At 57.9% G+C, this 18,683-nt stretch carries 19 protein-coding genes and 1 tRNA gene; 13 read left to right on the forward strand and 7 right to left on the reverse strand.

The features are described 5' to 3' along the window. Nucleotides 1-39 precede the first annotated feature (39 nt). Together QRN55_RS09005 and QRN55_RS09010 are read right to left on the reverse strand one after the other, a co-directional pair. Nucleotides 40-1,215: an MFS transporter gene (locus QRN55_RS09005; RefSeq protein WP_284776456.1), complete on the reverse strand. Its 1,176-nt coding sequence runs from the start codon at nt 1,213-1,215 to the stop codon at nt 40-42. Between the two features lie 235 nt (nt 1,216-1,450). Then, nucleotides 1,451-1,720 (reverse strand): DUF982 domain-containing protein, encoded by a 270-nt coding sequence (locus QRN55_RS09010; RefSeq protein WP_111838034.1) that lies wholly within the window; start codon nt 1,718-1,720, stop codon nt 1,451-1,453. A gap of 127 nt (nt 1,721-1,847) precedes the next feature. Between QRN55_RS09010 and QRN55_RS09015 the strand changes: the two genes are divergently transcribed. Beyond that, nucleotides 1,848-2,156 carry a BON domain-containing protein gene (locus tag QRN55_RS09015; RefSeq protein ID WP_284776457.1) on the forward strand — a complete coding sequence of 103 codons (309 nt, stop codon included), beginning with the start codon at nt 1,848-1,850 and terminating at the stop codon, nt 2,154-2,156. Between the two features lie 45 nt (nt 2,157-2,201). Here the strand turns inward: QRN55_RS09015 and QRN55_RS09020 are convergent, their stop codons facing one another. Continuing rightward, nucleotides 2,202-2,684 carry a DUF192 domain-containing protein gene (locus QRN55_RS09020; protein ID WP_284776458.1) on the reverse strand — a complete coding sequence of 161 codons (483 nt, stop codon included), beginning with the start codon at nt 2,682-2,684 and terminating at the stop codon, nt 2,202-2,204. After that, entirely contained in the window at nt 2,684-3,262 is a 579-nt protein-coding gene (locus QRN55_RS09025) for a cold-shock protein (protein ID WP_111838037.1), read from the reverse strand. Before QRN55_RS09025 ends, QRN55_RS09020 begins: the two co-directional genes overlap by 1 nt. A 188-nt stretch (nt 3,263-3,450) precedes the next feature. Here QRN55_RS09025 and gloA point away from each other — a divergent pair, with 188 nt between their 5' ends. Continuing rightward, nucleotides 3,451-3,891 carry a lactoylglutathione lyase gene (gloA, locus tag QRN55_RS09030; RefSeq protein WP_111838038.1) on the forward strand — a complete coding sequence of 147 codons (441 nt, stop codon included), beginning with the start codon at nt 3,451-3,453 and terminating at the stop codon, nt 3,889-3,891. Nucleotides 3,892-4,042: 151 nt separating this feature from the next. Then, the gene (locus QRN55_RS09035; protein WP_502871305.1) at nt 4,043-5,251 is read left to right on the forward strand and encodes a YcbK family protein; all 1,209 of its coding nucleotides are present in this window, start codon (nt 4,043-4,045) and stop codon (nt 5,249-5,251) included. 75 nt (nt 5,252-5,326) lie between these two features. Here QRN55_RS09035 and QRN55_RS09040 read toward each other — a convergent pair whose 3' ends face one another. Further along, a complete protein-coding gene (locus QRN55_RS09040; protein WP_284776459.1) occupies nt 5,327-5,566 on the reverse strand; it encodes a hypothetical protein in 240 nt (79 codons plus the stop codon). A 227-nt stretch (nt 5,567-5,793) separates the two neighbouring features. After that, nucleotides 5,794-5,869: transfer RNA gene (locus QRN55_RS09045), tRNA-Lys, on the reverse strand. Between the two features lie 237 nt (nt 5,870-6,106). Here QRN55_RS09045 and QRN55_RS09050 point away from each other — a divergent pair. Then, nucleotides 6,107-6,853 (forward strand): cytochrome c biogenesis CcdA family protein, encoded by a 747-nt coding sequence (locus QRN55_RS09050; RefSeq protein WP_284776460.1) that lies wholly within the window; start codon nt 6,107-6,109, stop codon nt 6,851-6,853. A 35-nt stretch (nt 6,854-6,888) separates the two neighbouring features. Then, nucleotides 6,889-7,833 (forward strand): AEC family transporter, encoded by a 945-nt coding sequence (locus QRN55_RS09055; protein WP_284776461.1) that lies wholly within the window; start codon nt 6,889-6,891, stop codon nt 7,831-7,833. Here the strand turns inward: QRN55_RS09055 and QRN55_RS09060 are convergent. Next, nucleotides 7,811-9,025 (reverse strand): UbiH/UbiF family hydroxylase, encoded by a 1,215-nt coding sequence (locus QRN55_RS09060; protein WP_284776462.1) that lies wholly within the window; start codon nt 9,023-9,025, stop codon nt 7,811-7,813. The genes QRN55_RS09055 and QRN55_RS09060 overlap by 23 nt on opposite strands. A gap of 209 nt (nt 9,026-9,234) precedes the next feature. Between QRN55_RS09060 and pcsA the strand changes: the two genes are divergently transcribed. From pcsA to glmS, 8 genes are all read left to right on the forward strand, one after another. After that, nucleotides 9,235-9,966 (forward strand): phosphatidylcholine synthase, encoded by a 732-nt coding sequence (gene pcsA, locus QRN55_RS09065; protein WP_233121334.1) that lies wholly within the window; start codon nt 9,235-9,237, stop codon nt 9,964-9,966. Between the two features lie 172 nt (nt 9,967-10,138). Then, nucleotides 10,139-11,710, forward strand: coding sequence for an ABC transporter ATP-binding protein (locus tag QRN55_RS09070; protein ID WP_502871306.1), 1,572 nt, complete (start codon nt 10,139-10,141; stop codon nt 11,708-11,710). Then, nucleotides 11,700-12,788 carry an ABC transporter permease gene (locus QRN55_RS09075; RefSeq protein ID WP_284776463.1) on the forward strand — a complete coding sequence of 363 codons (1,089 nt, stop codon included), beginning with the start codon at nt 11,700-11,702 and terminating at the stop codon, nt 12,786-12,788. Before QRN55_RS09070 ends, QRN55_RS09075 begins: the two co-directional genes overlap by 11 nt. Next, entirely contained in the window at nt 12,788-13,708 is a 921-nt protein-coding gene (locus QRN55_RS09080; protein WP_065698266.1) for an ABC transporter permease, read from the forward strand. The genes QRN55_RS09075 and QRN55_RS09080 overlap by 1 nt, the downstream gene beginning before the upstream one ends. A gap of 37 nt (nt 13,709-13,745) precedes the next feature. Then, the gene (locus QRN55_RS09085) at nt 13,746-14,819 is read left to right on the forward strand and encodes a BMP family ABC transporter substrate-binding protein (RefSeq protein ID WP_284776464.1); all 1,074 of its coding nucleotides are present in this window, start codon (nt 13,746-13,748) and stop codon (nt 14,817-14,819) included. Between the two features lie 78 nt (nt 14,820-14,897). After that, complete coding sequence (locus QRN55_RS09090; protein ID WP_284776465.1) at nt 14,898-15,236, forward strand: pentapeptide repeat-containing protein; 339 nt, start codon at nt 14,898-14,900, stop codon at nt 15,234-15,236. Between the two features lie 91 nt (nt 15,237-15,327). Further along, nucleotides 15,328-16,686 carry a bifunctional UDP-N-acetylglucosamine diphosphorylase/glucosamine-1-phosphate N-acetyltransferase GlmU gene (gene glmU / locus QRN55_RS09095; RefSeq protein WP_284776466.1) on the forward strand — a complete coding sequence of 453 codons (1,359 nt, stop codon included), beginning with the start codon at nt 15,328-15,330 and terminating at the stop codon, nt 16,684-16,686. A 144-nt stretch (nt 16,687-16,830) separates the two neighbouring features. Continuing rightward, a complete protein-coding gene (gene glmS, locus QRN55_RS09100; RefSeq protein WP_284776467.1) occupies nt 16,831-18,657 on the forward strand; it encodes a glutamine--fructose-6-phosphate transaminase (isomerizing) in 1,827 nt (608 codons plus the stop codon). The last annotated feature ends 26 nt before the right edge of the window (nt 18,658-18,683 follow it).

The raw sequence follows: 18,683 nt of genomic DNA on the forward strand, positions 1-18,683 counted from the left end.
TCTATCGTCCGTACAAACTTACTGGAACATTCGTTTTGATCAAGCTCGCCCTCGACGCCGCATAGACGCCACCATGATTGGCGCAGCGAATGTTGCGACGATTGAGGAGATTTGAATGACGGTTCGGAAGTCGTAGGCCTGGGCGATCAGGCCGACTGCCGGGCCCGCCAGAATTCCGCTGACGCTCAGGACATTCCAGTAAAGTGCAGTCGCTTGGGCAGGGCGATCACCGGCGAATGACTGGATGAAGCTGATGCCGAGGCTGGCGTAAAGACCATAATACAGTCCCTCAAGTGCTGCTCCCGCCAGCATCTGGGGATAACTGTGAATATGCGACAGAAGCTGGATCGTGGCTGCGGCAAGAAGCGCTACTGCAAAGAGCGGCCCTCTAAGGCCGAAGCGTGAAATGATCCATGGCGTTGAAAAAATCGCGATGACTTCGACGAATGTCTTCATGCTGAACGCCGTTCCTGGCGCATAGCCTGGCAGGCCTACCTCTCGAACGTAGAACAGCGGCAATGCGCTGAACGTTAGGGAGTGTGCTGACGACAGGCAAAAGATGAAGGCCGATGCTAACCAGAGACCGACGGGCCGTTGCGCGACCTGCCTGTCGGCTGATCCGTTTTTAGGGTTCAGCGTCAGGCCTCTCGGGATGATTTTCCACCACATCAGGGCCCAGCATAACGCCAAGCCCAGTGCGAGCTTGAATACGGAAGCCTCGCCGAATCGCTCTGATACGAGAAAAGCTATTGCAGGCCCCATCATCCATGCCGTTGATGTGGTTGCCCGCATCAGAGCGTTGGAACGCCCAAGCGCGATTTTGCGCCGTTCCGCGACAACTCTTCCCAAGCTGAACATGGTCGCGACTGCACTGCTGCTCAAGCCGAAACCAAGCACGCCAAACGTCAGCAAGACTTCGAAAGTCGGAGCGAGGGACAAAGCGGATGTTGCGAGAACATACCCTGCCAGTGCGACGCCGATGAGGGGGAATGGTGCTTTTCCCGCATCCAGCCACCGCCCGAATGTGCGGGTACAGAAAATACCCAGCACCGTTACCATCCCAGCGTAGAGACTGATCGCCGATGGCGAACGGCCAAGGCCTTCGACAATATAGAAAGCCATGTATGGCCCGATCATCGAGCTGCAAACTGTGCCGGTAAAAAGCGTGATAATAGAGGGATAGAGCGGAAGATCGCGTTCGCTATTGGTCGTCATAAAAATATCCTGCAACGTGCTGAACCAGACGCCGGTTACATGCACGTTCAGGTGGATATGCGAGGAACATGACGGTTATATAACATCGAAAGCTTAGCTTGGAATCTCTGTTTGGCAGAAGATTGTGGTGTCACAACACGAATGGCGGTCTCGCTGGACTTGCGCCTGCTCGAACTCTACCGGGCATAAAATTAAAAAACACGGGAGCGGCGAACCCCCGTGTCACTTCCGAAATTCAATGCACGTTCAGCACATGCGCGTGGTTGCTCGCAACCATGAAGGACTCGCGGGCTGTTTCCAGGTCGCATCGGCCTGCAATTGCTGCGAGGCAGTTCTTGCGTGCTTCTTCGTATTCGGGGCCGTGATCGTTGGGCCAGCGGTACATCAGCATGTCGAGTGCGATGAGCGGGCTGTAGATTTCCAGTGCCGCGCAAAGCGGCAGGTGGATGGCAACCGGCTTGATCCACTCGGCGTGGTGACAGGGTTCAGTTTTATGAATGAGCATCGGATCCTCCTTCCCATGGTCCTCTGCGCGAACCGCAAATTCACGTATTAGTTCCCGTTCACGAAAAAAGTGAACAGAGGAGGGGTATCTTTTTTCCCAAGATGAATGGAAGATGAATGAACCGAAGATGAACGAAATCACCACAAGAGCGTTATTAGCATACGCTCATGATACAGGAGGGCCGATCATGTTCAACCTATCTGGCATTCAGGAAAGCTTTTTTGGCGAACGCACCGCTGGTGTATGCCAGGCGATTACGTCAGCACTGGCATTCGAATCGGGCCTGGAAAAGTCCAGCATCTCCGCTTCCGTCGATAATGATGTGATTTATCTGGAAGGCACGGCCGATTCGGTCGAGGCAATTGACATTGCAATCAACCTTGCATCATCGATTTCCAATTGCCGTATCCTCAGCCACATCGAGCCTTGCTACTGATGTGACACCTTTGCCGGGCGGTGTTCGCCCGGCTGGCGGCTGCTTCTATTGAGCGCTGCCGATCTGTTTGCTGCTGACAGTGTCACCCTTGGCAATGCCCAGTGTCTTCGCAGCGCCGCCATTCAGTTCCAGCACGTAGCGGACGGGTCCGCGAGAACTGATGATGTCTTCCGAATGCGGTACGGCATTTGCGCTGACGTGCGTTACCTTCCCGGCTTTTGAAATAAACACCATGTCGAGTGGAATGAGCGTGTTGCGCATCCACATAGTCACTTCGCGATCTGTGCCAAAATCGAACAGCATGCCATTTTCAGGCGCCATGGACTTGCGGAACATCAGTCCCTGTTCGCGCTGGCGGTTCGTCGTCGCCAGTTCGACCGTAAAGTCGTGGGTCTTTCCATCAGCGGTCTGAATGGACAGCGGCTCGGACGTGAATTTTTCCTGGGCCGCGAGGGGCAGGGCGGACACAACGCAAAAAGTGAGCGCCGCAAGGGCATTCACTGCAAATTTCGAAATAGTCTTGATCATCAATGCGCCATTCCAACCGTAACAGGGTTATCGGGGTGGATTTCCGCCGCCATCAAGCCCTTGTCTCCATCGCCAAAGCGAACCAGCACGACCTGGCCAGGGCGCAATTCGGCGAGACCGAAGCGGCGCAAGGTTTCCATATGCACGAAAATATCTTCCGTGCCTTCACCGCGCGTCAGAAAGCCGAAGCCTTTGGTTCTGTTGAACCATTTCACGATTGCGCGCTCAAGCCCGCTGGATGGCGTGACCTGTACGTGGGTACGAACCGGCGGAAGCTGGGATGGATGGATTGCCGTGGACTGGTCCATGGAAAGAATGCGGAACGTCTGGTAGCCACGGTCCCGCTGCTGGATGAGCGCCACGATGCGTGTGCCTTCGAGAATGGTTTGAAAGCCATCGCGTCGCAGGCACGAAACGTGTAAGAGAACATCCTGCATGCCATTATCCGGCACGATGAAGCCAAAGCCTTTGGCAACATCGAACCATTTGACAACGCCGGTGATCTCGATGAGGTCTACCGCATCGCTCGAAAGGTCTTCGAAATCGATCACATTTTTCGACGACATTCTATCAGCCATTTCCGCCCAGCCCCTCTACGCACGCACCACTACCGGTCAACTGATTCCCTGAAGATAGATTAACATCTTGGTAACGGTTTCGCGCAAGCCCTAGTTTTCGATTTATCCACCTGCTTTTATGTCTCTGGGCTTGCTCAGGGCTGACTTACCTGCCGTAACGGCAAGATTAAAACGCGAAGGAGAAGTACATGCGCTATCTGCACACAATGGTTCGGGTAAAAGACCTCGAAAAATCCCTGAATTTTTACGGTGAACTGTTCGGTTTGGAAGAAGTTCGGCGGATCGAGAACGAAAAGGGGCGTTTTACGCTCGTTTTTCTGGCCGCGCACGACGATGTACCCGCTGCGCGTGACAATAAAGCGCCTTGTCTTGAGTTGACCTACAATTGGGATGCCGAGGATTACACGGGCGGACGCAACTTCGGCCATCTGGCCTACGAGGTGGACGATATCTACGAAACCTGCGCCAAGCTTCAGGCCGGTGGCGTTACCATCAACCGCCCACCGCGCGATGGTCACATGGCCTTCGTGCGCTCGCCCGACGGCATTTCCATTGAGATATTGCAGAAAGGCGCAAGCCTTGCACCAGCCGAGCCATGGATATCCATGGAGAACACCGGTTCCTGGTAAGCTGATTCCTTTTCAATGAGGCATCGAGATACCGCAGCGCTGGCGCGACTGGCCGGACAGGCATCGTCAAATGACGAAAATGCCTATCCAGTGTCGGCAGCGCTGTGATAGAGGGTCGGTGAAGTTGAAAAGAATTTGCGGAGGCTTTGCCTTGAAAATCGTCAACGGTAAATCGGCATACACAGCTCAGCGCTGTCTCTCTGTCGTGTTCCTTATGGCGCTTTCAGGCTGCGTTTCTGCTGTTTCTGACGACAAGAACGTCTCTGCGGCGTTGACGCCGGCACCCGCTGTTCCAGCCCAGGCAACCGTTGCGAATCACGGCCAGAACACCGGATATGTCGATCCCGCCATGGTGTCTGCACAGGGTGCAACAGCACCCGCTGCCCATGTCGCTGCAACGGCACCACCACAGGGCACGCCGCAGGTTTACGGTCAGGCACCACAAATTTCAGGTCTTTCCACACAGCCCACCAGCATTTCTGCAAGCTCGCTGAGCATTTACGCAAATTCCCAGCCGGTCGCGGCTACACCAGCGCAAGCGGTTGAAACTGGCAGCGTTCCGGCCTATGCGCCAGCGCCGAAGGTCGCGCCAGCATTGAACAGCGTCTATTCCGCGCCAGCGGTTGTTCAACCGCCTGCCAACACTGCCTCTGCGGCGGTGGCCGAGCAACATTCTGCCAGTGCCGTACCCGTACCGGTTCCCACTGCTGCGCCTGTCGTTGCGCAGGCGGCGCCGACGAAAACCACCAATCCGGTTGAACCGGCGAGCGTTCCCATCGCGGCATTTTTCGCAAGCGCTGCAAAAAAGCGCGGCTCTGCGGCGACGGCTGGTTTTACTCAGGTCGCGGCTCTGCCGGGATCGAGCGTCGGGCAACAGGCGGCTGGCATTGCGCTCAACGGTCGCGCGTCGATGACGGATGAGTTCGACGATACGCACGTCGATGAAGACGATAAGCCTGCGGGCCTGATGAAACTCGCTTCGCTCTCCGGTCTCAGCCGCATATCGCCCAACGGGCTGCTGGTGCAGACGGAGCAGGTCAATGTCGGCTGCTTCAAGCCTGAAATGATCAAGCGCATCAAGGAAGTCGAGGCGCATTACCGGCGGCCTGCCATGGTCACCTCAGGTTACCGGCCACCCAAGGCGACGACGCAGGGCTCGAAACATTATACCTGTGATGCTGCCGATATTCAGGTCAGTGGCGTCACGAAGTGGGACCTCGCCAACTATCTTCGCTCCCTGCCGGATCGCGGTGGCGTCGGCACCTATTGCCACACGGAATCGGTCCATATGGATCTGGGTGAACCACGCGACTGGAACTGGCGCTGCCGCCGAACCGGCAAGACCTCCAGCTCCCTGTAAAGCAGAACGCCCCACCTTGGAAAAGGCGGAGCGCTCGATTTTCATTCAGATAGCGCGAACTCTAGATCAAGGAGCTTATGGCGTTGCAGGAGCCGGTGCGGCTGGCGCAGGTGTCGCCGGTGCTGGCGTTGATGGTGCTGGCGTCGCGGGTGCGGGTGTTGCCGGAGCCGGTGTTGCAGGCTGCGTCGTTGTCGCGGGCGGCGGGCTGGCCGTTGTCCCGGTCGTGCTTGTGGTTTGAGAGCCAGTCATAAAATAGGCGACCGCCAGAATAACGACGATGGCCGCAATGACGATAGTCACGGTACGATTGTTCATGAATGCATCCTCCAAATCACCCCCATGCCGATAATCGGCAGGCACGATGACCACATAACAATGTGGTATCAGCGTGATTGGTTTCAACTGCAGGCATTATTCCGCTGTATACGCATCCGTATTCTCAACCCCCGGCAAGCGGAAGGTGAGATTTTGAGAGCGTTTTGATGACGTGCGAGATCGCGACTGAAGGCAGGGTGAGAAAGTTTTGGGAAGAGAGTGGGAAGTGGTGAGAGGCGTGGGACTCGAACCCACGACCCGCGCATTAAAAGTGCGCTGCTCTACCAGCTGAGCTAGCCTCTCTCACCATTTTCGTCTGCGCATCTCAATTGCCTTATCGGCAAAACTGCGCTTGTTCCGCCTGGCGGCGAAGCGCCCCTCGGAAGTGGGCGGAACATAGGGAGGGGCACGTCTGCGGTCAACCCATAAAAACGCGATTATTTCTCCGTCCTGCGTTTTTTTGTCGCTGATACAAAAAGATGATTGGTCGTAAGGGGTTGGCGGCGCTAAATGCAGTTTGAAATCTCGCGGAGTCCTGCCTTGTCCATCGCCGATATATCCCTTTTCACAGCGCTTCTGGCGGGTGCACTGTCGTTTCTGTCGCCCTGCGTTCTGCCGCTGGTGCCGCCCTATCTGTGTTACATGGCTGGTGTTTCTGTCGAGCAGTTCCGTGATGACCGGTTTGAGGCAAAGCCGCAGGTTCGGAAAGCCGTCATGCTGGCGGCACTGTTTTTCACGCTGGGGTTTGCCACGGTTTTCATCGCTTTGGGGGCAGGGGCATCCAGCATCGGCATGGTACTGCGGCAGAATCTCGATCTTCTGGCGAAGATCGGTGGCTTCATTATCATTCTGATGGGTCTTAATTTTCTGGGTGTCTTCCGCATCGGCGTGTTTTCGCGCGAGGCGCGTTTCCAAAGCGGCGGCAAGCCTGCGACGTTGTCGGGCGCCTATATCATGGGTCTCGCCTTTGCCTTCGGCTGGACGCCCTGCATCGGCCCGGTGCTAGGTGCCATCCTGGGCGTTGCGGCATCGCGGGACACAGTGGGAGACGGGGCGATGTTGCTTGCCGTCTATTCGGCGGGTCTTGCCATACCGTTTTGGATTGCGGCTGCCTTTTCGGGAAGCTTCATGCGGTTTCTGGCCCGCTTCCGCCGCCATCTTGGCGTGGTGGAAAAGGCCATGGGCGTGCTTCTGGTGCTGACCGGCATTGCCTTCATGTCCGGTTTCGTCACCAACGTGGCGATCTGGTTTCAGGAAAGCTTTCCAATCCTCATGCAAATCGGCTAAACGCTGCCGGGGCATAAAATACGGCGAGGGGAGCCATGGCCGACATCGCCGGATTGCTGTTTCCATTTTTCGGATTGATTTTCATCGGCTATCTGGCCGGGCGCATCACCCGCCAATCTGCCGAAGCGATGGGATGGCTGAACACCTTCATCATCTATGCGGCATTGCCCGCGCTGTTCTTCAAGCTGGTGGCGAAGACGCCGGTCGATCAACTGGCGCGTATGGATTTCGTGGGCCTGAGCCTTGTGGCGACCTATTCCATTTTCGCGCTGCTGTTCGCCATTGGTTACGTCATCCGCCGCAACAGCCTGGCTGATTCCACCATTCAGAGTTTTGCCGGAAGCTACGGCAATATCGGTTACATGGGCCCTGGCCTTGCGCTGCTGGCTTTCGGTGAACGGGCGGCGGTGCCGGTGGCGCTGATCGTCTGTCTGGAAAATGCCATGCACTTCATCACGGCACCGGCACTGATGGCGTTGGCCGGTGGGGACAAGCGGTCACCACTGAAACTGGCGGGTGATGTGACGAAGAAGGTGCTGACGCATCCGTTCATCCTGTCGGTCATTGCAGGGTTTCTGGCGGCTGTCATCGGCTGGGCACCACCGCAGCCGGTGCAGCAACTGGTGGATTATCTGGCGCAATCGGCAGCGCCCTGCGCTCTGTTTGCCATGGGTGTGACGCTGGCGCTACGACCTTTGAAACGTGTGCCGGTGGAGGTCAGCTATATCGTCCCGGCCAAGCTCATTTTGCACCCGTTGCTGGCCTACGCCGTTCTGTCGTCTTTTGGAAACTTCGATCCCGTCTGGGTCTCGACGGCGGTGCTGCTCGCAGCGCTGCCCACAGCAACGAATGTTTTCGTCATCGGCCAGCAATATCAGGTCTGGCAGGAGCGCGCCTCGGCAACCATCCTGATTTCCACGGTGCTTTCGGTGTTTACCGTAACGGGCGTGCTGTATGTCATCCGTTCCATGAGCGTCTGAGGCTGCCGACCAGAAGAGACGGCAGCGCCTTTAGCCCACGGCCCGGCTCGATACCTTCGCGCATGACCAGACCGCGCAAGGGTCCGACGTTGGAAAGCACATGCAGGCCTGCTGCGCGCGCCACCTGCATCGGCAGGAAGCTGGACAGAAGCGAGCGGTTGAGCAGATCGACGCTCAGGGTGCGGCTCACCACATCGGCGCGGCGGCGGCGGTCGAATGCGTTGCCTGCATCGGCGGGAATAGGCCCGCCCGTCAACGTGCCCAAGAGCTCCGTCAGGACAATAATATCACGCAGACTGAGGTTCAGGCCCTGCGCGCCGATGGGCGGAAAGCCGTGGCCTGCTTCACCGACCAGTGCCACGCGGCCCTTGCCGAAGCGGTGGGCCGTCATGCTGGAAAGTGGCCAAGTCTGCACACTGTCTTCGACGGTTACGGAGCCGAGCATGGACTGCATGCGCTCTTCCACCCGAAGGCTCAGTTGATCGAGCGGCATCGCGGAGAGTTCCGCAGCCTGTTCCGGCGTCACCACCCAGACGAGGCTGGAGCGCTCGCCCGTCAATGGCACCTGCGTAAAGGGACCTGTTGGCGTGTGGAACTCGGTGGAAACATTGCCGTGCGGGCGGGTATGGGCGAAGTTCAGCACCAGCGCCGTCTGCGGGTAGGACCATGTGCGCACGCCGATATCGGCGACCTCGCGCACCCTGGATTTGCGGCCATCGGCACCGATCAAAAAGTTTGCCGAGATGTGCTCGCCATTATCGAGCGTGATGGTGGCATCATGCTGGCCGATATCGATGGTCTCAGCGACTGCGTTGATGAGGGTGATGTTGTTTTCCTGCGCTACAGCTTCTCCAAGCGCCGTCAGCAGCGCTTCGTTCGGCATGTTCCAGCCAAAGGCGGTTAGGCCGATTTCGGAGGAGCGGAAGGCGACCGTGGGCGCCCGCAACAGACGCTCGGTTCCATCGATGATCTGCATGGTGGAAAGCTTGGCGGCGGATGGCTCGATCTTCGACCAGAGGCCGAGGCGGTCGAGAAAGCGAATGGACTGGTCCATCAACGCCGTCGTGCGCTTGTCCACCTTTTCGGTTTTCGGGGCAATCAGCGCCACACTGCGACCGGAACGCGCCAGCGCAATGGCGGCGATTTGACCGGCAAGGCCAGCACCAACGATAGCGATCTCGACGTTTTTCATCGTGTCGTTCCAATTCTGACGCGCATCCATGTCTGCAACATAGGATTTTCACCCCGGCAAATCCAGACGGCAGATGTGTCGCGGAGGCCATGATCCTGATGTAAAATCCATATTAGTCCTAGGATAAGCCGTGAGGAATGGTTGCAAACAGCGGTGAATGGTCGCATACCGGAGTGGATATTGCGGATTAAAGCGAGGCGCATGCGCTGATGAAGATATTCAAATACAAGCGCGTGCCCTATGCAGAGATGCGGGCCTTCTCCGTCCACATTCTGACTGCATCCGGTTCTTTCCTCGCGTTTCTGGGCGTTGTGGCGGCCGCTGAGCATCGCTTCGTCGATATGTTCTGGTGGCTGGGTCTGGCGCTTGCCGTCGATGGTATCGATGGACCCATTGCCCGCAAGGTGCGGGTAAAAGAGGTTCTGCCCAACTGGTCCGGGGATACGCTCGACAATATCATCGACTATGTGACCTATGTCCTGCTGCCCGCTTTCGCGCTTTACCAGAGCGGCATGATCGGCGAGCCCTGGTCCTTCGTTGCCGCAGGCATGATCGTGGTGTCCAGCGCCATTTACTATGCCGATATGGGCATGAAAACGGACGAATACTTCTTTTCGGGCTTTCCCGTGGTCTGGAACATGGTGGTGTTCACGCTGTTCGTCATCGATGCGAGCGCGACGACGGCCATGACCGTCGTGACCATTTCGGTCATCCTGACCTTCCTGAATATCAATTTTCTGCATCCGGTGCGCGTCAAGCGTCTGCGCCCGCTCAACATGACGATTTTCCTCGTATGGTGCGTGCTGGGCGGTTATTCGCTACTGCTGCATTTCGACACGCCGACATGGGTGGCCGTGGGCGTGGCAATTACCGGGCTCTATCTCTATTGCGTCGGTGGGATCATGCAATTGTTTCCGAAACTCGGCACACGTACGGAATAGTAAAAACAGTCGTTCAAAACTTGCATGCCCGGTCTGTTTTGCAGTTGTGCGCAGCAATAAAACCGGTATTTAGTATCAATAACGGGCACTGCCCAATTTTCGTGCATGGTTATCGATCCGGCGGCTTAACACTTCGTAGAAAGTGCGGCACCGGGTTGGAAAAGGGGAACAGGTGACGGGATCGGTGACGTCTGGGGCCTTGCCTCTATTGTCCGTTCGCCAGCTGACCAAGCTGTTTGGAACATTCGGCGCTTGCAATGCGATCGATCTCGATATTGCGCCCGGTGAAATTCATGCGCTGCTGGGTGAGAACGGGGCTGGAAAATCTACGCTGGTCAAAATGCTGTTCGGCGTGTTGGAACCCTCGGCGGGCGATATCCTGTGGAAAGGTGAGCCGGTTCGCATCACTTCTCCGGGTGAGGCGCGCAAGCTCGGCATCGGCATGGTGTTCCAGCATTTCTCGCTGTTCGAAGCGCTGACGGTTGCCGAAAACATCGCACTGTCTCTGGACCCGAAAATTTCATTGAGAGAGATTGCCCGCGAGGCGGAAGCGCTGTCCAAGGCCTATGGTCTGCCGCTCGATCCTTACGCCCACGTAGCCGACCTTTCGGTGGGCGAGCGTCAGCGGATCGAGATCGTGCGGGCACTGCTGCAAAATCCGCAGCTCATCATTCTGGATGAGCCGACCTCCGTGCTGACGCCGCAAGAGGCCGATCGTCTGTTCGAAACGCTGGCGAAGCTGAAGGCCGAAGGACGCTCGGTTCTCTACATCAGCCATCGTCTGGAAGAGGTGCAGCGCATCTGCGACCGCGCGACTGTTCTGCGTCATGGCCAGGTGACGGGCGCCTGCGATCCGCGCAAGGAAACGCCGTCTTCTCTGGCACGCATGATGGTGGGTTCGGATGTCGCGGGCATTCAGCGCGATGACGAGAGCACTATTGGTGACGTGAGCGTGGAGATGATCGGCCTTTCGGTCGCGGCCCGCACGCCTTTTGCCGTATCACTCAAAGACGTCTCCATGAAGGTTCGCGCTGGCGAGGTTCTGGCCATTGCCGGTGTTGCCGGAAACGGGCAGGGGGAACTGTTCGACGCGCTCTCCGGTGAATATCCTGTCGCGAAGGACGACTCGATATTTCTGCGTGGCAAGCCGGTGGGGCGCATGGGTATCAATGGCCGCCGCCTGCTGGGTGCCGGTTTTGTGCCGGAAGAACGCCACGGCCACGCCGCCGTGCCGACCATGACGCTCTCTGACAATCTGCTTCTGGCGCGCTGTCGCTCCGACAGAAAGGCCTTCCTTAGCGGCGGTTTTCTGAAGGTCATTCGCAGCTCGACCATCAAGAATGCGGCCAGACGCATCTCTACATCGATGGATGTACGCAAGAGCGGGGACGATCCGCTGGCCGGATCGCTTTCGGGTGGCAACCTGCAAAAGTTCATCGTCGGGCGTGAGCTCGATCGCCAGCCGTCCGTGCTGGTCGTCAACCAGCCGACATGGGGCGTGGATGCCGGTGCCGCCAGCCGCATTCGTCAGGCACTGGTCGATCTGGCCAAGGCAGGTTCGGCTGTGATCGTCATCAGCCAGGATCTGGATGAAATCTTTGAAGTGGCCTCCAGCATTGCTGTCATTTCCGATGGGCGTCTGTCGCAATCCTACCCGGCGGGCGAGATGAACCGCGAAAAGATCGGACTTTTGATGGGCGGTGTTCACGCTGGACATGCGGAGGCTGCCGCACATGCGCATTGAGCTCGAAAAACGAACCGGCGTTTCCAATCTCTTCGCCATTCTGTCGCCTCTGCTGGCGCTGGCTCTGACGCTGGTCTTCGGCGCGATCATGTTTGCGCTTTTGGGCAAGAACCCGTTCAGCGCGCTCTACAGCTTCTTCATTGATCCGCTCTTGGAAGTTTGGTCACTGCATGAGCTGGCGATCAAGGCTGCACCGTTGATCCTGATCGCGGTCGGCCTGTCGGTCTGCTACCGCTCCAACAACTGGAATATCGGTGCCGAAGGGCAGTTCACCATCGGCGCGATCACCGGTTCCATCCTGCCGGTGCTCTATCCGCAGTGGCAATCGCCAATAATCCTGCCGCTGATGCTCATCATGGGTGCTGCCGGTGGCGCGCTCTATGCTGGTATTCCGGCGCTCTTGAAAACGCGTTTCAACACTAATGAAATTCTGACCAGCCTGATGCTGGTCTATGTTGCGCAACTGTTCCTGGACTGGCTGACGCGGGGCATCTGGCGTGATCCTGCGGGCTATAATTTCCCGCAGACGACAGCCTTCAACGAAAGCGCCGTGCTGCCGGAAATTCTCGAATCCGGTCGCGCCCATTGGGGCATCGTCTTTGCCATCATCGCCGCCATCGCTTTGTGGTTCATGATGCGCTTCATGCTGCGCGGCTTTCAGGTGACGGTACTTGGCCAGTCGCCACGGGCAGGACGCTTTGCCGGTTTCTCCTCGCGCGGCATGGTGTGGTTTTCGCTGGTTCTGTCAGGCGCGCTGGCGGGGCTTGCCGGTATCTCAGAAGTCTCCGGCTCTATCGGCCATTTGCAGCCATCGATTTCGCCCGGCTACGGCTTCACCGCCATCATCGTTGCGTTTCTGGGGCGCCTGAATCCGCTCGGCATCATCGCCTCCGGCTTCGTGCTGGCGTTGACCTATCTCGGCGGCGAGGCGGCGCAGCTTTCCATCGGCGTGTCCGACAAGGTTACGCGCGTGTTTCAGGGGCTGATGCTGTTCTTCGTGCTCTCCTGCGATACGTTGATCATCTACAAGATCCGCATCCGTTTCGGGCGCGGCAACAGCACTGAAGGAGCCGCATGATGGATATGTTTCAGGCGATTCTTCTGACCGTCATCACCGCTGCGACGCCGCTGGTCATTGCCGCTCTGGGCGAACTGGTTACGGAACGGGCAGGCGTGCTGAACCTCGGTGTCGAGGGCATGATGATCATGGGTGCGGTCTGTGCCTTTGCTGCCGCCCATATCACAGGTTCGCCCTATATCGGCATCGTCGCGGGTATCGCATCCGGTGCTGTCTTCTCGCTGCTCTTCGGTTTTCTGACGCTGACGCTCGTCACCAATCAGGTGGCGACTGGGCTGGCGCTGACCATTCTCGGCCTCGGCGTTTCCGGCATGCTGGGCGAGAGCTTCGTCGGCCTGCCCGGCGTCAAATTGCCGCCAATCGTTTTTCCGGTTCTGTCGGACATTCCGGTCATCGGCCCGGCGCTGTTCCGGCAGGACCTGATTTTCTACATGTCGATTGCGCTGGTCATCGGCATCGGCTGGTTTCTGTTCAAGAGCCGCACGGGGCTGAAAATCCGTGCCATTGGCGATAATCACGGTTCTGCCCATGCGCTCGGCATCAACGTCATCCGCACGCGCTATCTCGCTGTCATGTTCGGCGGTGCCTGTGCGGGACTGGCAGGTGCGCAGCTGTCGCTGGTCTATACGCCGCAATGGGTGGAAAACATGTCGGCAGGCCGAGGCTGGATTGCGCTGGCGCTGGTGGTGTTTGCATCCTGGCGGCCATGGCGGGTTCTGGCGGGCGGCTATCTCTTCGGCGCCGTTACCATCGGCCAGCTGCACGCGCAGGCTCTCGGCATCGGTGTGCCGTCCCAACTTCTTTCAGCAATGCCTTACATAGCGACTATTGTGGTCCTCATCATCATCTCCCATAATCGTCGCACAACGCTGATCAATACACCGGCATCGCTCGGCAAACCGTTCGTGCCGGACCGCTAAAAAAACCAGGTTCACGCCTAACCAAGCAGGGGTAAAAATGAAGAAAATCATCATCGCACTGGCCGCCTCGGCCGCCGCTATCGTCGGGTCCATTCCCGCCGCGCAGGCCGCAGACGCCAAGAAGGTCTGCTTCGTCTATGTCGGCACCAAGACCGATGGTGGCTGGACACAGGCGCACGACATCGGCCGTCAGGAATTGCAGAAGCATTTCGGCGACAAGATCGAGACGCCGTTCCTTGAAAGCGTTCCCGAGGGACCAGACGCCGAACGCGCCATCGAGCGCATGGCCCGTTCCGGCTGCGAGCTGATCTACACGACCTCGTTCGGCTTCATGGATGCGACCGTCAAGGTTGCCCAGAAATTCCCGAAGGTGAAGTTCGAACACGCCACCGGCTTCAAGAACGCCGAAAACCTCGCAACGTACAATTCGCGCTTCTATGAAGGCCGTTACATTCAGGGCCAGATCGCAGCCAAGATGTCGAAGAAGGGTGTTGCCGGTTACATCGCGTCCTTCCCGATCCCTGAAGTCGTCATGGGCATCGACGCCTTTGTTCTCGGCGCACAGTCCGTGAACCCTGAATTCAAGGTCAAGGTCGTCTGGGCCAATACATGGTTCGACCCCGGCAAGGAAGCTGATGCTGCAAAGGCCTTGATCGACCAGGGAGTCGACATTCTGACGCAGCACACCGACACCACCGCGCCTATGCAGGTTGCTGCCGAGCGCGGCATCAAGGCCTTCGGTCAGGCATCCGACATGATCAAGGCCGGTCCAAACACGCAGATGACGGCCATCGTCGATACCTGGGGCGCTTACTACATCAAGCGCACACAGGCGCTTCTGGACGGCACATGGAAGTCCGAGTCGATCTGGGACGGCCTCAAAGACGGCATCCTCACCATGGCGCCCTACACAAACATGCCAGATGACGTGAAGAAAATGGCTGAGGAAACCGAAGCCAAGATCAAGTCCGGTGAGTTGCACCCCTTCACCGGCCCGATCAAGAAGCAGGACGGTTCCGAGTGGCTGAAGGCTGGCGAAAAGGCTGAAGACAAGGTCCTTCTCGGCCTGAACTTCTACGTCGCAGGCGTAGACGACAAGCTGCCGCAGTAACGGTTGCACCTAACCTTTTCTACCACTATCTTGCCGCGCATAGCTCACATGCGCGGCATTTTCTTTTGGGAGTGGTGAATGAAGATACTTCGGCAAACCGAGATCCTCGACGTGGATGACAGTGATCTTTCGGGCTCGACCTTCAACGATTGCAATCTTTCAGGCAGCTCCTTCAACCAGATCAATTTCTCAGGCGCATCATTCAACGACAGCAACATGTCCGGCTGGTCTATCAATGACGTGAACCTGTCAGGGCTGGCGATGAATGCCGTCAACCTGTCCGGCGCGGTCATCAAAAACGCTAATCTGACCGGTGCGCAGTTCTCCGGGTGTGGTTTTATGGGTGCTACCATCGAGGGGATCGAGATCAGCGAACTTCTGGCTGTCTACAAGGCAAACGGCCCCGTCAAATCCTAAGCTTTCGATCTTGCTTTGATCTTTATGGCGCAACTGCTAAATGACCGACGCGTGCTCTGGTACGCGTCGTTTGTTTGTTACGGAGATACCAATGGAACGCAGTTGCCTTGCCGTCATTCTCGCTGCTGGTGAAAGCACACGGATGAAGTCATCCATGTCGAAGGTGCTGCATCCGGTGGCTGGGCGGGCGATGATTGCGCATGTGATGCAGGCGGTCGCAGGGGCTGGCGTCACCGCCGCAGCACTGGTTGTTGGCCGGGATGCTGACAAGGTGGCGGATGCGGCACGTGGTGCGGGCGTCAGCGTCGAGCCCTATCTTCAGAAGGAACGTCTCGGCACCGGCAACGCCGTGCTGGCTGCCCGCGCCGCCATCGAAAGCGGTTACGACGATGTTCTGATCGCCTATGGCGACGTGCCTCTGCTGACATCCGAAACGCTTGATAAGGCGCGTCAGGCGCTGAGCGAGAATGTCGATGTCGTGGTTATCGGTTTCCATACCGACAAGCCGACGGGTTATGGTCGTCTGCTGGTCGAGAATGGTGAGCTAGTCGCCATCCGTGAGGAAAAAGACGCAACGGAGGACGAGCGCAAGGTTACTTGGTGCAACAGTGGCCTGATGGCGATCAATGGTCGTCGTGCGCTGGATCTTCTCACCCGCATCGGCAACAACAATGCCAAGGGCGAATATTATCTGACGGATATCGTTGAAATAGCGCGTTCGCTGGGCGGCAAGGCCGTCGCTATCGATGCGCCTGAGACCGAATTGATCGGCTGCAACAACCGCGCCGAACTGGCCACCATCGAAAAGCTCTGGCAGGAACGCGCGCGCCACCAGTTCATGATCAATGGTGTCTCTATGATTGCGCCGGAAACCGTATTCCTGTCCTGGGACACCCAGATCGGGCAGGACGCGCTGATCGAACCCAACGTGGTGATCGGGCCCGGCGTCACCATCGAATCGGGAGCCGTCATCCACGCATTTTCTCATCTCGAAGGCGCACATGTCAGTGGCGGGGCGACGGTTGGTCCCTATGCCCGTCTGCGCCCCGGTGCCAATCTGGGCGCCAATTCCAAGGTCGGCAATTTCTGCGAGGTCAAGAAGGCCGAGATCGGTGAGGGCGCCAAGGTCAACCACCTGACCTATATCGGCGATGCCTTCGTCGGTGCTGGCAGCAACATCGGGGCAGGGACGATCACCTGCAATTACGATGGTATCAACAAGCACGAGACGCGAATCGGCAAGAACGCCTTCGTCGGTTCCAATTCCTCGCTGGTGGCGCCCGTCAATATCGGTGACGACGCCTATGTCGCATCCGGCAGCGTCATCACCGCGGATGTGCCTGCCGATGCGCTGGCTTTCGGTCGCGCCCGTCAGGATATCAAGGAAGGTCGCGCCACGGATCTTCGAGCCCGTGCGCAGGCCATCAAGACCGCAAAGAAGAAGCCCTGACAATCGTAACGGATAGACATTGAAAGTGACCGCGGTTGCAATTGCGATTTTTGCGGAAATCGCTAGGACTTCGGCTATCAAAAGCATCAGATTGTCAGAAGACTTCGACCGACTCGATGCCCTAAAATTTTTTTGGAGAATTGCATGTGCGGCATTGTTGGCATTGTTGGAACGCAGCCGGTTGCGGAGCGCCTTGTGGATGCGCTGAAGCGTCTGGAATACCGAGGTTATGACTCCGCGGGCGTTGCGACAATCCATGATGGCGCATTGGCCCGCCGCCGTGCTGAGGGCAAGCTGTTCAATCTGGAAAAGAAGCTGTCGGAAGAGCCGCTTCCCGGCCTGACCGGCATTGCCCACACCCGCTGGGCAACTCATGGTGTGCCGAACGAAACCAACGCGCACCCGCATTTCGTGGATGGCGTGGCCGTCGTCCATAACGGCATTATCGAGAACTTTTCCGAGTTGCGCGATGAACTGACGGCAGAAGGTGCCACCTTTACCACGCAGACAGATACGGAAGTCGTCGCTCAGCTTCTGGCAAAGTTCACCCGCGATGGTCTGGACCACCGCGCCGCCATGTTGGCCATGCTCAACCGCGTCACCGGTGCCTATGCGCTGGGCGTCATGTTCCAGGACGACCCGACGACGCTGCTGTCTGCACGTTCCGGGCCTCCGCTGGCCATCGGTTACGGGCGTGGCGAAATGTTCCTTGGCTCGGATGCCATCGCGCTGTCGCCCTTCACCAATGAAATCACCTATTTGGTGGACGGCGATTGCGCCATCATCACCGCCAAGGGCGCAGAAATCATCGATTTCTCCGGCAATCCCGTCGAGCGCCAGCGCCAGATTTCGCAGGCGACCGCCTATGTGGTGGATAAGGGCAACCACCGCCACTTCATGGAAAAGGAAATCTACGAGCAGCCGGAAGTCATTTCCCACGCGCTCAGCCACTATGTGGACTTCGCCGAAAAGCGCGTGAAGGATGCCGATCCCGCCATTGATTTCTCTAAGCTGACCGGCCTTGCCATTTCCGCCTGCGGCACAGCGTACCTGTCCGGCCTCATCGGCAAATACTGGTTCGAGCGTTATGCGCGCCTGCCGGTGGAAATCGATGTCGCCTCGGAATTCCGCTACCGCGAAATGCCGCTTCTGCCGACGCAGGCAGCACTCTTCATTTCGCAATCCGGGGAGACGGCTGATACGCTGGCATCGCTGCGCTATTGCCAGGAGAACGGACTTAAGATCGGCACGGTCGTCAATGTCCGCGAATCCACGATGGCGCGCGAATCGGATGCGGTGTTTCCAATTCTCGCTGGTCCTGAGATCGGCGTTGCATCCACAAAAGCCTTCACCTGCCAGTTGGCCGTTCTGGCTTCGCTCGCCATTGCCGCTGGCAAGGCGCGCGGCACGTTGACGGTTGAGCAGGAAACGGACCTCGTCCGAAACCTGATCGAAATGCCGCGTGTCATGAGCGAAGTGCTCAACGCCATCCAGCCGCAGATCGAAACCCTGTCGCGTGATCTCTCCCGCTTCAAGGATGTGCTGTATCTCGGTCGCGGCACCAGCTATCCGTTGGCGCTGGAAGGCGCGCTCAAGCTCAAGGAAATTTCCTATATCCACGCGGAAGGCTATGCCGCAGGAGAGTTGAAGCACGGGCCGATTGCGCTGATCGATGAAAACATGCCGGTGATCGTCATCGCCCCGCATGACCGCTTCTTCGACAAGACCGTATCCAACATGCAGGAAGTCGCAGCCCGCGGCGGCAAGATCATCTTCATCACCGACGAGAAGGGGGCATCTGCCTCCAAGCTCGAGACTATGGCCACCATCGTTCTGCCGAACGTTGACGAAATCATCGCGCCGATGGTCTTCTCACTACCAATCCAGCTTCTGGCCTATCACACCGCCGTCTTCATGGGCACGGATGTGGACCAGCCGCGCAACTTGGCGAAGTCGGTGACGGTGGAGTAAATTCCCCTGGTTTCAACTCTTAAAAG

Source organism: Agrobacterium sp. lyk4-40-TYG-31 (genome assembly GCF_030209855.1).
GTDB lineage: Bacteria > Pseudomonadota > Alphaproteobacteria > Rhizobiales > Rhizobiaceae > Agrobacterium > Agrobacterium vaccinii.